This is a genomic window from Ureibacillus sp. FSL K6-2830 (assembly GCF_038004145.1).
Lineage (GTDB): Bacteria > Bacillota > Bacilli > Bacillales_A > Planococcaceae > Ureibacillus > Ureibacillus thermosphaericus.
Genome location: NZ_JBBOQR010000001.1, coordinates 2,458,601 through 2,473,581 on the forward strand (window position 1 = coordinate 2,458,601; position 14,981 = coordinate 2,473,581).

Annotated in this window: 13 protein-coding genes and 1 tRNA gene; 12 read left to right on the forward strand and 2 right to left on the reverse strand. The window is 35.9% G+C overall.

Features of this window, described 5'->3' with window-relative positions; translation table 11 throughout:
• Positions 1 to 15: 15 nt before the first annotated feature.
• On the reverse strand, positions 16 to 606 hold the full coding sequence (gene clpP / locus NSU17_RS12165; RefSeq protein WP_016838692.1) for an ATP-dependent Clp endopeptidase proteolytic subunit ClpP: 591 nt from the start codon (positions 604 to 606) through the stop codon (positions 16 to 18).
• 341 nt (positions 607 to 947) lie between these two features.
• Here clpP and NSU17_RS12170 point away from each other — a divergent pair.
• From NSU17_RS12170 to NSU17_RS12195, 6 genes are all read left to right on the forward strand, one after another.
• Positions 948 to 1,019 (forward strand) — tRNA-Arg (locus NSU17_RS12170).
• Between the two features lie 595 nt (positions 1,020 to 1,614).
• Positions 1,615 to 2,766 (forward strand): ATP-grasp domain-containing protein, encoded by a 1,152-nt coding sequence (locus NSU17_RS12175; RefSeq protein ID WP_340705123.1) that lies wholly within the window; start codon positions 1,615 to 1,617, stop codon positions 2,764 to 2,766.
• Positions 2,767 to 2,769: 3 nt separating this feature from the next.
• On the forward strand, positions 2,770 to 4,488 hold the full coding sequence (locus NSU17_RS12180) for a methyl-accepting chemotaxis protein (protein ID WP_340705124.1): 1,719 nt from the start codon (positions 2,770 to 2,772) through the stop codon (positions 4,486 to 4,488).
• An 898-nt stretch (positions 4,489 to 5,386) separates the two neighbouring features.
• Positions 5,387 to 6,208 carry a basic amino acid ABC transporter substrate-binding protein gene (locus tag NSU17_RS12185; protein WP_409373615.1) on the forward strand — a complete coding sequence of 274 codons (822 nt, stop codon included), beginning with the start codon at positions 5,387 to 5,389 and terminating at the stop codon, positions 6,206 to 6,208.
• Positions 6,209 to 6,228: 20 nt separating this feature from the next.
• Complete coding sequence (locus NSU17_RS12190; RefSeq protein ID WP_340705125.1) at positions 6,229 to 6,939, forward strand: amino acid ABC transporter permease; 711 nt, start codon at positions 6,229 to 6,231, stop codon at positions 6,937 to 6,939.
• The gene (locus NSU17_RS12195; protein ID WP_016838687.1) at positions 6,936 to 7,658 is read left to right on the forward strand and encodes an amino acid ABC transporter ATP-binding protein; all 723 of its coding nucleotides are present in this window, start codon (positions 6,936 to 6,938) and stop codon (positions 7,656 to 7,658) included. Before NSU17_RS12190 ends, NSU17_RS12195 begins: the two co-directional genes overlap by 4 nt.
• 50 nt (positions 7,659 to 7,708) lie before the next feature.
• On the opposite strand, the gene NSU17_RS12200 is transcribed toward NSU17_RS12195, so the two are convergent.
• A complete protein-coding gene (locus NSU17_RS12200) occupies positions 7,709 to 8,326 on the reverse strand; it encodes a spore coat protein (protein ID WP_016838686.1) in 618 nt (205 codons plus the stop codon).
• 128 nt (positions 8,327 to 8,454) lie between these two features.
• On the opposite strand from NSU17_RS12200, the gene NSU17_RS12205 reads away from it, so the two are divergent.
• From NSU17_RS12205 to eno, 6 genes are all read left to right on the forward strand, one after another.
• Positions 8,455 to 8,691, forward strand: a complete 237-nt coding sequence (locus tag NSU17_RS12205; protein WP_016838685.1) for a glutaredoxin family protein — start codon at positions 8,455 to 8,457, stop codon at positions 8,689 to 8,691.
• A 119-nt stretch (positions 8,692 to 8,810) separates the two neighbouring features.
• Entirely contained in the window at positions 8,811 to 9,824 is a 1,014-nt protein-coding gene (gene gap / locus NSU17_RS12210; RefSeq protein ID WP_339288084.1) for a type I glyceraldehyde-3-phosphate dehydrogenase, read from the forward strand.
• Positions 9,825 to 10,054: 230 nt separating this feature from the next.
• Positions 10,055 to 11,239 carry a phosphoglycerate kinase gene (locus NSU17_RS12215; protein ID WP_339288086.1) on the forward strand — a complete coding sequence of 395 codons (1,185 nt, stop codon included), beginning with the start codon at positions 10,055 to 10,057 and terminating at the stop codon, positions 11,237 to 11,239.
• 13 nt (positions 11,240 to 11,252) lie between these two features.
• The gene (tpiA, locus tag NSU17_RS12220; RefSeq protein WP_340434640.1) at positions 11,253 to 12,014 is read left to right on the forward strand and encodes a triose-phosphate isomerase; all 762 of its coding nucleotides are present in this window, start codon (positions 11,253 to 11,255) and stop codon (positions 12,012 to 12,014) included.
• Positions 12,007 to 13,548 carry a 2,3-bisphosphoglycerate-independent phosphoglycerate mutase gene (gene gpmI / locus NSU17_RS12225; protein WP_340705126.1) on the forward strand — a complete coding sequence of 514 codons (1,542 nt, stop codon included), beginning with the start codon at positions 12,007 to 12,009 and terminating at the stop codon, positions 13,546 to 13,548. The genes tpiA and gpmI overlap by 8 nt, the downstream gene beginning before the upstream one ends.
• Positions 13,549 to 13,643: 95 nt before the next feature.
• On the forward strand, positions 13,644 to 14,939 hold the full coding sequence (gene eno / locus NSU17_RS12230) for a phosphopyruvate hydratase (protein WP_340705127.1): 1,296 nt from the start codon (positions 13,644 to 13,646) through the stop codon (positions 14,937 to 14,939).
• Positions 14,940 to 14,981: the final 42 nt, after the last annotated feature.

Genomic DNA, 14,981 nt, shown 5'->3' on the forward strand with positions numbered 1-14,981 from the left:
TTTTTATTTTCGTGATTATTTTTCCTCACTTGAAGAAATAATGTGGTCAATTAAACCGTATTCTTTAGCTTGTTCAGCTGTCATGAAGTTATCACGGTCTGTATCTTGCGCAATTTTTTCAATTGGTTGACCAGTATGATCAGCCAATAGTCTATTTAATTTATCACGTAAGAATAGAATGCGCTTAGCTGCAATTTCAATTTCAGTAGCTTGCCCTTGAGCACCGCCAAGTGGTTGGTGAATCATCACTTCTGCGTTAGGCAATGCATAACGTTTTCCTTTTGCACCTGCAGATAGGAGGAAAGCACCCATGGAAGCTGCCATACCGATACAAATTGTTTGTACATCTGGTTTAATATATTGCATTGTATCGTAGATTGCCATACCAGCAGTAATTGAACCACCTGGTGAGTTAATGTATAACGAAATATCTTTTTCTGGATCTTCTGCAGCTAAGAATAACAATTGTGCTACAATAGAGTTTGCTACATTATCATCAATTGGGCTTCCAAGTAATATAATTCGGTCTTTTAATAGGCGAGAATAAATATCGTAAGCACGCTCACCACGACTTGTTTGCTCAATAACTGTAGGAACTAAATTCATTATTACGTCCTCCTTAAACCAATAATTGATTTTCTTTATATTTCTACGTACCGAAACGGAAATTGTTTCAGCTTGTATGTTTATCATACACATATTAGTCAAGAATGGTCAAATATAAAGTAAGGGCAATTTATTGAATATACACAAATCCCAAATCATCTATAATAGAATAACTTTCTTCTTGCTAAATGGTTGAATTGTTATGAAGACCTGTGTATAATGATAAAGTCGTTAATATTCATAGACGAAACAGATTATTTACAACACAATGCATATTTATTATTATATGAAAAATAGTAATAAAATATGCAAATTTTGGGAAGACCTTTTATTTGATATGTGCCCTCGTGGTGTAATGGATAACACTCAAGATTCCGGTTCTTGCACTGGGGGTTCGATTCCCTCCGAGGGCGCTACAAACATCCGATGATACGACTGCGTTTGCAGTTTTTTTTATTTTTTGGATATCTGAAAATACCCGATAGAATTACCAATTTCTTAACCCCATCAACGTTTAGGTGCTTTAATTCCTTCTATTTTGTATCCACCTCCCCCCTTGATTATCACTTTATATGATCTCAAGTAATGATTCCGTCCTCAATGCGTTCCAGTTGAGTAATTTTTACTGATTTCATTTATGAAATTTGGTATATAATTCGCTACTTACTTAGCAATAAGAGTCGGAGTATATTATAGTAAAAAATTATGCTGTGAAACTTAATAAGCTCATTTATTTAACAATGAATAATAAATTTACCTAAAAAGTTAAAACTTCTTATTATTTTGACGATAAGAAAAATGGCCCATTCATCGCAACTTTTCCATCATAGGAAGTAGGTCTCAATTCGTTTTATTTTGTTCAGCAATTGGATTGATTAGATGCCATATTAATGTATGCAGAACGAGAGGTAAAAGAGCCATCTGTCTAGTTTATCTTATTTTTGCGTTTGAAACATTTTAACTTTATGGAAAGAAACAGAAACTCTGTTTTAAGAAAGGGGATTCAAAATGATTCTCATAAATGATCAAATTATTTCTCCAATTCTGGTCAAATCGTTGCAAGAACTTAATGTACCTGTTATTAAACAAGGTAACAGTTCGGAAATGCCAGATGGAGATTTTTTTTCTATTATTAACGAACATCAAAAGATATTGACAAACTCTGAAAGCTGCTTAGCATTGCTTGAATCTTATGCTCCTAATAGTGTTCAAAATCGTTGGTCAAAACAATTAAAAGATAAAGGAATGTTCCGTCAAATCCTTTCTAAAATGTACCCTGATTATTTTTATAAGGTAGTAAACCTGGATGAGCTTTTTAACATTCCGGTGGAGGATATTCCTTTTCCCGTTGTAATTAAGCCAAGCAAAGGATATTCAAGCGTTGGAGTGTATAAAGTAAAAAGTGCAGATGAATGGCAGGATGCAATACATAAGTTAAGTGTAGATTTACTTGTTATAAAAAACATGTACGACAATGAAGTGATTAACGGAGAGAGCATTTTAATTGAGCAATGGGTATTTGGAGAAGAATATGCTGTTGACTGTTATTACGATCATAATGGTAATCCTGTGATTTTAAATATTTTTAAACATTTGTTTAAAGACGAATATGATACATCAGATCGAATCTACTATACATCAAAACAAGTGATTCATGAAATCTACGATGACATATTGACTTTTATGCATAAGTTTAGAGAAGTTGTTCCGTTGAAAAATTTTCCAATTCACTTTGAAGTGAGAAAAAATAATCACGGCATTATTCCAATTGAAATGAATCCGCTCAGATTTGCTGGGGCGGGAACGACAGATCTCGGATTTTATGCTTATGGCTGTAATGTGTATAAGCATTATTTTGAAGGAACTAGCCCTAACTGGGAAGAAGTGCTTCGCCAGATGGACCAAGGTATTTACGGTTTCTTCTGCGCGGAAATCCCTATGGACATTTCACAAAATCTTATAAAGCACATTGATCATCAATCATTCAAAGAACAGTTTAACCAAATTTTGGAATATCGAGAAATACAAGCAACAAATGATAGAACGTTTGCTGTTGTGTTCTTCAAAAACGAAACAATGGAAGAACTTTATCAATTACTGCAAATGGATATACGGCCATTTATTGCATTAAAGGAAATGGAACATTCGAGGGAGAGATAAGGAATGAGAGATATAACTCTGAAAAAATCGATAAAAACCCAATTAATTGTTAGTTTTTTATTACCTTTTCTTATATTTTCACTGATTCTTTTTGGATTTGTTCGATATGTATCAGATTACATTATTCATGAACATGTAATCCCACAGTTTGACGAACGGTTAAAAGAAAATGGGCGATTACTAGCAAAGTCGATTGATCCAGATTTAATTAAGAATACAATGGATTCCCCAGAGATATATGGGAAGGAACTGAAGCAGGAATTAGATACATTTATTCAAGGAAAAAATGGAATCGAATATGTATATGTATTGTCCAGACAAAATGGAAAGGATGTCATTGTCGCTTTAAATGGCAGTGACGAATTTATGGTTGAGTCTCCGTTTACAGATAATCAAAAATTATCATATGAACAAAAACAGACTGTACTGAGTCCTATTTACAGAGATAATTGGGGTGTTCATAAATCATTTTTCATTCCTTTAGACGAAGATGGTGTGCAAGCCATTTTTGGAATCGATATGAGCGCTCAATTTATAGACCAGTTAGAAAAGCGGATAATGACTGTTTCGCTTATTGTAACAGCTGTTATGATTGTTATTGGAATTTTGTTGGCTTTATTCATTGGAAATAGAATTTCTAAACCTCTTATTAGTTTAGTGCAATATGCGCAAATCTTTTCTACTGGAGATCTTAGCAAATCGGTAAATATTAAGCGACAAGATGAGATAGGAATCTTAGCAAATAGCTTTGAAGAAATGAGAAGAAATTTAAGTCACATCATTGATAATGTAAAAGAGAAATCGGTAGGAATTCATCATACTAGCCAAACTCTTTTCGAATCCTTTGAAGAATTAGCTCAAGCTTCTAAACAGATTGCGACGAGTACAGATGAAGAAGCAAAAGGTGCCGAAGAAAGAGCTAACCATATTGAACGAATTTCAAATATGATATCTGAAATATCAACTTCGATATCCAATGTGGATGAGCAAACTAAATTAATAAAAGATCTTACTGATCAAACAAGTCAGCAAGCTGAACAAGGAAATGTCCAAGTTCAAATGATTACTGAACAAATGAACAAAATAAAACAAAATGGCATGGTAACTAAAGAGAACTTGTCTAATCTAGGTAAAAAATTAGAACATATTAATGAAATCATTAAGATTATCCAAGAAATTTCATCCCAAATTCATCTTCTGTCTTTAAACGCATCCATTGAAGCAGCACGTGCTGGAGAGGCGGGTAAAGGATTTTCGGTTGTTGCCCAAGAAGTTCAGAAACTTGCAAATCAAACAGATGGATCAATCAAAACAATTTCTGAAGCGATAGATGAAATCAATGAACAGGCTAATATCGTGCTAAATCTGAACCAACAAGATTATGAAGACATTGTAAAAGGTGTTGAGATTGTCGAGGATAATGGGCGATTATTCAATTCTATTTTTGAGTCAGTAGAGCAATTGGCAGATGGAATTGAAACGATTGTTAAAAGCACGGAAGATCTGGATCAAGCATCCGATAAAATCTTAACGTCCGTTCAAGAAATTTCTGCAATTTCAGAACAGGGCGTGGCTGCGACTCAAGAAATTTCTGCTTCTGCTGTTCAACAAAACAACACAATTGATTACTTAAAACAACAAAATTCAGATCTAAAACTATTGGCTGACAACCTTCAAGATATGATTAAGCGATTTAAGACAAGTGAAACTGCAACAAAATAAAATGAAACTTTTTCAGGAGATTTCTTTATTTTCCATTAGTGGAGATGCTCTTACTTCTGAAGACTTTGATTCTTTTAACTTTATATTATATGGAATGTGTAGTTGGCGATGTTGAACAACAAAAGCGGCCAGATTAAAAACTATGGTAGATTCAACAGAAAATACTACTGATGATGAAAAAGTTAAAACAATTTTGAGGATGAAATTGGGCATGACATTACATTTGATATAACATAAATATAGATGTTGTTCCAAACGAACAGGACAATAAGCCTACTTTTTAAGTAAGCTTATTGTGCAAAAAGAAGGCGGAGAGACCTCCGCCTTCATGGATTTACGCACTGAAAATAATTATGTACAGACATAAATTTAACAACTGAAAAACATTGAAATATCGATACGTTTAGGTGCATGGTTATTATTCCTTCGAGGGTGCCATTTTACTTACTAGCAAGTAAATAAGTTGTACTCTATAGTTTAACAGCCTAAAGACAGATGTGTGGAATAAAATGGAAAGTGAACATTTCATTTTATCCCTTATTCATTTTTTTAATCAATTTTTTTAAATAACTTTTTTCATAAAATTTAATATTCATTCAATAAGATTCCCCCTTCATCATCTAGCGATTTCGCTTAGGTATGGAGGGGTTTTTTGGGTGTGTAGGGTATTTTTATACAAGAGATTGAAAAATCTATCTTTTCGAAATGTTATATCAATAACATCGAAAACTAAGATATTTCACAAAAATAATGTAATAAAATATAACTTTTTTAATAATATGAAAAATTAAATGTTGTATAAATATTTCTTGGTTTATATAATTAAACATATCAGTGTCACAAATTTTTATCTATTGCTGATGAACAAGTTAATGACTAAAGGAGGATATTGCAAGTGGTGAAAAAAAATCGCAGTTTATTTATGATGTTACTTTTAACACTACTATTAATGTTAACTGCTTGTGGAGCGGGTGGTGAAAAGAACACAACAGGAGATGCTGGCGAGAATACAGGAGATGCCACAGGTGAAAATTCAGGATTAAAAGACAAAAAAATCTTAGTCGGAACAGAAGCGACATTCGCTCCATTTGAATATATGGACGATAAAGGAAATATCATTGGAATCGACGTAGATATTTTAGATGCAATTTTCGAAGAATTAGGCATGGAATATGAAATTCGCCATGTTGGTTGGGATCCGGTGTTCCAACAAGTGCAAAACGGCGAATTGGACATGGGGGCTTCCGGTATCACAATCACTGATGAGCGTAAACAAACTTTCGACTTCACTAACCCATATTTCGAGGCTACACAAGTGATTGTAGTTACTGAAGATTCAGAAATTGAATCAGCTGAAGATTTGAAAGGGAAAAAAGTATCTGTACAAATCAACTCAACTGGACACCAAGCAGCGAAAAAACTTTTAGGAGAAACAAGCCCAGATATTTTAGCGTATGAAAACCTTCCGTTAGCGATTCAAGAAGTAATCAATGGAACAACAGCAGCGGCAATTGGTGATAACGCGGTAGTGTATGAATATATTAAAAATAATCCAAATGTAAAATTAAAAGTTATTGAAGACGATGCATTCGATAAAGAATATTACGGCTTTATGGTGAAAAAAGGAAACACTGAGCTTTTAAATTTATTAAATGAAGGATTACAAAAAATTAAAGAAAACGGCAAATTAGCAGAAATTACTGGACAAGAAATTGAATAACAGAGTAGGGGGTGTTTCAGATGGAATTCCTGGATTTTCGCTGGGATATAATCTGGAACTACCGTGAAAGCTTCATACGTGGTATTTGGGTAACGTTAATCTTAACAATTTGTGGATTTATAGGCGGATTCATATTAGGAGTTTTACTCGGATTAGGGAAAAATTCGAAAAAGAAATGGATTTATTTCCCTTGTAAATTATATATCGATTTATTCCGAGGAACGCCTCTCCTAGTTCAAATATTTATTATTCACTTAGCTTTAATTCCAACGTTGTTTGGACATTCACTAGGGTTTATGGTTTCAGGGATTACAGCACTTGTATTAAATTGTGCTGCCTATACAGCTGAAATTATCCGTGCGGGGATCCAATCAATAGATAAAGGTCAAATGGAAGCGGCAAGATCACTTGGTTTAAATCAATTCCAAGCGATGCGGAAAGTTATTTTACCGCAAGCTTTCCGCCGCATGATTCCCCCTCTTGGAAACGAATTTATTACTCTATTAAAAGATTCGTCCTTAGTGACAGTAATTGCTGCCAACGATATTCTATATGCAGCAAAAGTCGTTTCAGGAGCATATTTCCGTTTCTGGGAACCATATCTTGCTGCGGCAGCACTTTATTTAACACTAACGTTTATCGTTTCGAAAATCGTTTCACTCATTGAGAAACGCTTTAGCATTGAATACAATCCGCGCAAAAATAAAAATGAAGGGCGGGTTGGTGCATGATTAAGATCGAAAATCTTCATAAAAGCTTTGGCGAGTTACATGTGTTAAATGGAATCGATTATGAGATTCAAGAAAAAGAAGTTGTTTGTGTGATTGGTCCTTCTGGTTCTGGAAAAAGTACATTTTTACGTTGTATCAATTTATTAGAAGAAATTTCAGATGGCGCCATTTATATTGACGGTACGAAAGTCAATGATCGAAATACAGACATTAATAAAATCCGTACAGAAGTAGGAATGGTGTTTCAACAATTTAATCTATTCCCACATATGACGGTGATAGATAATATTACGATGGCTCCTATGCTCATTCGAAAAATGAATAAACATGAAGCTGAGGAACTGGCGCTTGAATTGCTTTCTAAAGTAGGTCTTCGTGAAAAGGCATACAATTATCCTCAACAGTTATCTGGAGGTCAGCAACAACGAGTAGCCATCGCAAGAGCACTAGCGATGAAACCGAAAGTCATGTTGTTTGATGAACCAACTTCTGCTCTTGACCCAGAAATGGTAAATGAAGTGTTGGATGTAATGAAACAATTGGCTTTTGAAGGAATGACGATGGTCGTTGTTACACATGAAATGGGATTTGCTCGTGAAGTTGCGGATCGGGTCATCTTTATGGATGGCGGCGTTATTGTGGAAGAAGGAAAACCAGAAGACATTTTTGGAAATCCAAAACACGAACGAACAAAAGCATTTTTAAGTAAAGTTTTATAAATCAAAAAGGACATCTCCACATATCAAGAGATGTCCTTTTTGATTTTTCATTAGTTAGGCATATCTTTTGCTCTATCTGCTTGACCATACATATTTAACATAGTTTGCATATCTTGTGGTGAAAGTTGTGGAACTTGATAATATCCTTTTTTGTTTTGGTAAAGTGAAAGTTCGTATGCCATTTCAATGCAGTTTGGAACAGAGTCTTGCAATACGCGGCGTACTACTGGGTTTGTAGCTTCTAATGCAGCAGCTGTTTTACCAGTCGCCAACGCTTTATGCTGACTTAACATGAAACCTGAAATGATGCTGTCATCAATTTCATTTGCTGAAGTAATTGGTTTTTTCGGTTCAGATGGTGTTAAGCCGTATTTTGAGTCATTTCCGATTTGCATGCAGTACTTACGAGTTGGATGGCTTGGATCTTGACCCGTTTTAAAACATTCAGCAGTAATATTGTATTCATCGAGCATAAACGCATATTGTCTATCTAAAATATTTAATAATTCAGGGTCTTGAACATGTGGACGTAACATGACAAACATGTTTAATGCGCCAATGGAAGCACTTAATACTTCATGAACATCCATCACCTCGTGAGCACCGTGATTCATCGACATAGGGATATTTTCTGAAGTTTGTTGTTGGTTTGTGAATTGATTTTCCATTGCATGTATCCTCCTTAATTTATGTTTCTGTACACTCGTACATAACTATTTTGGCTTCTTCATCATTTGATTATTCATTGAAGATTTGGGATAGTGAAAGTAGGAATTGAAGAAAAGAGGGAATGTCAATGAAAGTTCAATTTTTTAGCAGACCAAACTGTCATTTATGTGATGAAGGATTAAGTATTTTAAAGCTAGTCCAAGACGATATTCATTTTGAAATAGAAATCATCAATATTGAAGATGATGATGACATTCATGAAAAGTACATGTTGATGATTCCGGTCGTTGTAAAAGATGGTGAAATCATTCAATATGGCCAATTAGATTATGTGACGTTATACGAAGCTTTTTTGAATAAATAGAACATTAAATCATTATATTGATTTAAAACCCTTAGCTGTGACTATTCCTTTGGAGGTTTATAAATACATGTTTTGAGGAAAAATGGAATGAAGGAAAATAGCAAAATGGAGGATGCTATATGACAATAAAATTGGCGATTAATGGGTTTGGTCGTATTGGACGTCTAGTATTTCGAGAAGCAATGAAAAAAGAACAATTTGAAGTCGTTGCAGTAAATGATTTAGCGGATGCAAAGCAATTAGCTCATTTGTTAAAATACGATTCCGTTCATGGCATTTATGATGCGGAAGTTCAACATGAAGAAGATGCGTTAATCGTCAATCATAAACGAATTCAAGTATTTTCAGAAAAAGAACCTGAAAATTTGCCATGGGAGGAAATGAATGTTGATATTGTGTTGGAATGTACGGGACTTTTTCGTTCGGAAGAAGATGCCTCTAAACATTTAACGGCTGGTGCAAAAAAAGTCATTTTATCCGCCCCTGGAAAAGGAGATATGCCAACATTTGTGATGGGGGTTAATCACCAACAGTATGATCCGAATCAACATCATGTTATATCCAACGCATCATGTACAACGAATTGTTTAGCACCAGTAGCGAAAATTCTTGATGAAAAGTTCGGCATGAAACGAGGTTTGATGACAACCATTCATTCGTACACAAACGATCAGCGGCTTCTTGATTTACCTCACAAAGATGCACGCCGTTCTCGTGCAGCAAATTTATCTATGATTCCAACAACGACAGGCGCAGCGATTGCTGTTGCAAAAGTGTTGCCACAGTTGAAAGGAAAACTAGATGGCTTTTCCATTCGCGTACCAACGCCTAATGTTTCTTGTGTGGATTTAGTAGCAGAGTTAAATTCGAATGTCACAATTGATGAAGTCAATGCAGCCTTTCGAGAAGCAGCGACTGGAGAACTAAAGGGCATTTTAGATTATAGTGATTTGCCGCTTGTATCAATTGATTACAATGGCAATCCTCATTCAGCAACGGTAGACGGGCTTTCGACGATGGTATTGGATGATAATATGGTAAAAGTTGTTGCTTGGTATGATAATGAAGCAGGGTATTCTGCACGATTAATCGATTTAGCGCTATACATTGCAAATCAAGGGCTCTCTTATTAATCAATGTGTCATATTCATTTTGCATTATTGAAAAAGTGTAGCATATTAGTGAATTTCTAATGAAAAAGTATAGCCTAAATATAAAGAACGATTTATAATAATGGAGGGTAAAAGGAGTGGTGGAATAACCCATCGCTTCTTATTTTTTGCTAATCAAATTGGAACAATAATTCAATAACTGTTGTCTTATATTAATGTGGAATGACGGTAAACACTTAGGAGGTTACTTCATGTTTTCGAAAAAGACGATGAATGATATTGACGTACAAGGAAAAAGAGTATTTGTACGTGTAGACTTTAACGTGCCAATGGAAAATGGAGCAGTAGTTGACGATACAAGAATTCGTGCAGCTATTCCAACTATTCAACAATTATCAGAAAAAGGTGCAAAGGTGATTTTAGCTTCCCACTTAGGTCGTCCTAAAGGTGAAGTAAAAGAAGATATGCGTTTAACAGCTGTTGGAGAGCGCCTTTCTCAACTAATGAATAAACCAGTTAAAAAATTGGATGAATCCATTGGAGAGCTTGTAGAGAAAACGGTAAATGAAATGCAAAATGGGGACATTGTGTTACTTGAAAATGTCCGTTTCCATAAAGGTGAAGAAAAAAATGACGAAGAGCTAGCTAAACAATTTGCTAAGTTAGCGGATATCTACGTAAATGATGCATTTGGTGCTGCTCATCGTGCTCATGCTTCCACTGAAGGAATTGCAAAATACATTCCAGCAGTTTCTGGATTGTTAATGGAAAAAGAATTAGAAGTATTAGGAAAAGCTTTATCCAATCCTGAAAGACCATTTACTGCCATCATTGGTGGAGCAAAAGTAAAGGATAAAATCGGTGTCATCGAAAACTTGCTTGATAAAGTGGACAACTTAATTATCGGCGGCGGACTTTCCTTTACATTCATCAAAGCACAAGGTTATGAAATTGGAAAATCTTTATTAGAAGAAGATAAAATTGAATTAGCTCGTGGCTTCATTGAAAAAGCGAAAGAAAAAGGCGTTAACTTCTACATGCCAATCGATGCAGTTGTAGCAAAAGAATTTTCTCCAGATGCAGAAGCGAAAGTGGTAGATATCGATCAAATCCCAGAAGACTACATGGGCTTAGATATTGGACCAAAAACAGCTGAAAAATATGCAGAAGTGATTAACAATTCCAATCTAATTATTTGGAATGGACCTATGGGCGTATTTGAAATGGACAAATTCGCTAACGGAACGAAAAAAGTTGCAGAAGCGATGGCCGAAACAAAAGGGTATACTATTATTGGTGGTGGAGATTCTGCCGCTGCAGTTGAAAAATTCAACTTAGCTGAAAAGATGGATCACATTTCAACGGGTGGAGGAGCTTCTCTAGAATTGATGGAAGGTAAAATTTTACCTGGTATTGCCGCGTTGAACGACAAATAAGGAGAGAAATTTAATGCGTAAACCGATTATTGCTGCTAACTGGAAAATGTATAAAACCTTTGATGAGGCAGTGGAGTTCGTAGGGGCAATTAAAGACAGAATTCCTTCAGAGAACAAAGTGGATGCAGTTGTTTGCGCCCCGGCCTTGTATTTGCCAACGCTTGTGGAAATTGCAAAGGAAACAGATTTGGCAATTGGCGCTCAAAACATGCACTATGAGGAAGAGGGGGCTTTTACAGGCGAAATTAGTCCAAAACAGTTAGAGGCTATTCAAGTTGACTATGTTATTTTAGGTCATTCTGAGCGCCGTGAATATTTCAATGAAACAGATGAAGCGGTAAATAAAAAAGTAAAAGCTGCTTTAGCTCACGGTATTGTTCCAATCGTATGCTGCGGGGAAACATTGGAAGAACGTGAAGCTGGCCTAACAGAAAAGAAAGTAACGAACCAAGTGAAAAAGGCTTTAGCTGACTTATCCCCAGAAGAAGTACAGCATATAGTTATCGCCTACGAACCAATTTGGGCAATCGGAACAGGTAAAACGGCTACGGCAGATGATGCAAATGCGGTATGTGGCCATATTCGCCAGGGAATTGAGGAATTGTTTGGAAAAGATGTGGCTGAAAACATTCGCATTCAATACGGTGGAAGTGTCAAGCCTGAAAATATTGAAGAATTATTATCAAAAGAACATATCGATGGCGCACTTGTTGGTGGTGCCAGCTTACAAGTTGAATCATATTTAAAATTATTGGAGGCGGGGGCAAATGCCTAGAAAGCCAGTCGCATTAATTATTTTAGACGGCTTTGCATTACGCGATGAAGTATTTGGTAATGCAGTGGCTCAAAGTAGGAAACCAAATTTTGATCGTTACTGGTCAACGTATCCACATGCAACTCTAACAGCATGTGGAGAAGCAGTTGGACTTCCAGAAGGCCAAATGGGTAATTCGGAAGTCGGACATTTAAATATTGGTGCTGGCCGAATCGTATACCAAAGCTTAACTCGAATTCATAAATCCATTCGTGAAGGTCAATTTTTCGAGAACGAAAAATTGCTTGGAGCAATCGAACATGTAAAGAACCATAATTCCAAACTCCACGTTATGGGGCTATTGTCAGATGGTGGGGTACATAGCCATTATGAGCATTTATTTGCATTATTGAAATTGGCAAAACGTCATGGCCTTGACGAAGTGTATGTTCACGGATTCTTAGATGGACGCGATGTAGGTCCGAAAACAGCAATTGGTTATATTGAAGAAACAGAAAGACAAATGGATGAAATCGGAATCGGAAAATTCGCTACGATTCATGGTCGTTATTACGCAATGGACCGTGATAAACGCTGGGAACGAGTGGAATTATCTTACAAAGCTCTAGTTGATGGTATTGGTCATACTGCTGCTAGTGCAAAATTAGGTGTAGAAAACTCCTATAATCGTGATGTAACTGATGAATTTGTCATTCCATTTGTCATTACTGAAGAAGGAAAACCAGTAGCAACCATTGACGCAAACGATGCAGTCATTCATTTTAATTTCCGACCTGACCGCGCTATTCAGCTATCGACTGTATTTACGAATGACAAATTTATCGCATTTAAGCTATCAGATAAGCATCCTGAAAATTTAAAATTCGTCACATTTACTGAATATAGCGACGAAGTATATGCAGATGTAGTGTTTGAAAATGAAGATTTAATTAATACTGTAGGGGAAGTCATCTCAAGACACGGTTTAACGCAATTACGTATTGCTGAAACAGAAAAATACCCTCATGTTACATATTTCATGAGCGGCGGCAGAGAAGAGAAGTTTCCTGGTGAGGAAAGAATCTTAATTGCATCCCCAAAAGTAGCTACATATGATTTAAAACCTGAAATGAGTGCTTATGAAGTAACAGAGGCACTGCTTAATGAATTAGAAGCAGATAAATTCGATGCCATTATTTTAAATTACGCAAATCCTGACATGGTAGGACACAGCGGTATGTTAGAGCCGACAATTAAAGCAATCGAAGCAGTAGATGAATGCTTAGGCCGAGTTGTTGATAAAATTTTAGAACTTGGCGGTACTGCCATCATTACAGCAGACCACGGCAATTCTGATGAAGTGGTTACATTAGACGGCAAACCAATGACGGCTCATACAACAAATCCAGTACCAGTCATTATCACAAAACATGGTATTGAGATGAGAGAAAATGGAATTTTAGCCGATTTAGCACCAACTATGTTAAAATTATTAAATATACCACAACCTGAAGAAATGACAGGACAACCACTTTTTGAGGTAGTGGAAAAGTAAGAATATTGATTATGATTTTCACAATTTATTTTTGAAATTTATAAATATACCCAATCTCAGCTAAATTAAAATTTTTTATATAGAGGAGAATTGATATGCCATTTATTACACAAGTATATGCTCGTGAAGTTTTAGACTCTCGCGGTAACCCAACAGTTGAAGTAGAAGTATTTACGGAATCAGGTGCATTTGGACGTGCTATCGTTCCATCTGGTGCATCAACTGGTGAATATGAAGCTGTTGAATTACGTGATGGCGATAAATCTCGTTATCTAGGAAAAGGCGTATTAAAAGCTGTAGAAAATGTTAACACAATCATTGCAGAAGCTTTAGAAAACAACTATTCTGTATTAGATCAAGTAGAAATTGACAATGCTTTAATCGAACTTGACGGTACTGAAAATAAAGGAAAACTTGGCGCCAATGCCATTTTAGGTGTTTCTCTTGCTTGCGCACATGCAGCGGCAAATTATCTTGATATTCCTTTATATCAATATCTTGGTGGCGTGAATGCAAAACAATTACCAGTGCCTATGATGAACATTTTAAATGGTGGGGCACATGCAGATAACAACGTAGATATCCAAGAATTCATGATTATGCCTGTTGGAGCAGAATCTTTCCGTCACGCATTACGCATGGGAGCAGAAATCTTCCACAATTTAAAAGCTGTATTAAAAGAAAAAGGTTACAACACAGCTGTAGGTGACGAAGGTGGTTTCGCACCAAACTTAAATAGCAACGAAGAAGCAATCCAAGTGATTTTAGAAGCAATCGAACGCGCTGGCTATAAACCAGGAGAAGAAGTTCGCATTGCATTAGACGTAGCTTCATCTGAGCTATACAACAAAGAAGATGGAAAATATCATTTAGCTGGTGAAGGCGTTGTTAAAACTTCTGAAGAAATGGTGGATTGGTACGAAGAATTAACTTCTAAATACCCAATCATTTCCATTGAAGACGGCTTAGATGAAAACGACTGGGAAGGCCACAAACTATTAACTGAGCGTATTGGCCATCGCGTTCAACTTGTAGGTGATGATTTATTCGTAACTAATACGAAGAAGTTAGCGCAAGGAATTGAACAAGGCGTGGGTAACGCAATTCTAATTAAAGTAAACCAAATCGGTACATTAACAGAAACTTTAGATGCAATTGAAATGGCAAAACGCGCTGGCTACACTGCCATCATCTCCCACCGCTCCGGTGAATCTGAAGACTCAACAATTGCAGACATTGCTGTAGCGACAAACGCTGGCCAAATCAAAACAGGCGCTCCTTCTCGCACAGACCGCGTAGCAAAATACAACCAATTATTACGTATTGAAGATCAACTTGGCTCAATTGCTCAATATCTTGGCATTAAGTCATTCTATAATTTGAAAAAATAACATGAATTGAACTGAACCGAGCTTCCGAAAAGCGGAGGCTCG

What these genes read in the sequence shown, in the direction of transcription:
- clpP (WP_016838692.1), bottom strand. Translation starts at nt 606, where the DNA reads ATGAATTTAGTTCCTACAGTTATTGAGCAAACAAGTCGTGGTGAGCGT.
- NSU17_RS12175 (WP_340705123.1), top strand. Translation starts at nt 1,615, where the DNA reads ATGATTCTCATAAATGATCAAATTATTTCTCCAATTCTGGTCAAATCG.
- NSU17_RS12180 (WP_340705124.1), top strand. Translation starts at nt 2,770, where the DNA reads ATGAGAGATATAACTCTGAAAAAATCGATAAAAACCCAATTAATTGTT.
- NSU17_RS12190 (WP_340705125.1), top strand. Translation starts at nt 6,229, where the DNA reads ATGGAATTCCTGGATTTTCGCTGGGATATAATCTGGAACTACCGTGAA.
- NSU17_RS12195 (WP_016838687.1), top strand. Translation starts at nt 6,936, where the DNA reads ATGATTAAGATCGAAAATCTTCATAAAAGCTTTGGCGAGTTACATGTG.
- NSU17_RS12200 (WP_016838686.1), bottom strand. Translation starts at nt 8,326, where the DNA reads ATGGAAAATCAATTCACAAACCAACAACAAACTTCAGAAAATATCCCT.
- NSU17_RS12205 (WP_016838685.1), top strand. Translation starts at nt 8,455, where the DNA reads ATGAAAGTTCAATTTTTTAGCAGACCAAACTGTCATTTATGTGATGAA.
- gap (WP_339288084.1), top strand. Translation starts at nt 8,811, where the DNA reads ATGACAATAAAATTGGCGATTAATGGGTTTGGTCGTATTGGACGTCTA.
- NSU17_RS12215 (WP_339288086.1), top strand. Translation starts at nt 10,055, where the DNA reads ATGTTTTCGAAAAAGACGATGAATGATATTGACGTACAAGGAAAAAGA.
- tpiA (WP_340434640.1), top strand. Translation starts at nt 11,253, where the DNA reads ATGCGTAAACCGATTATTGCTGCTAACTGGAAAATGTATAAAACCTTT.
- gpmI (WP_340705126.1), top strand. Translation starts at nt 12,007, where the DNA reads ATGCCTAGAAAGCCAGTCGCATTAATTATTTTAGACGGCTTTGCATTA.
- eno (WP_340705127.1), top strand. Translation starts at nt 13,644, where the DNA reads ATGCCATTTATTACACAAGTATATGCTCGTGAAGTTTTAGACTCTCGC.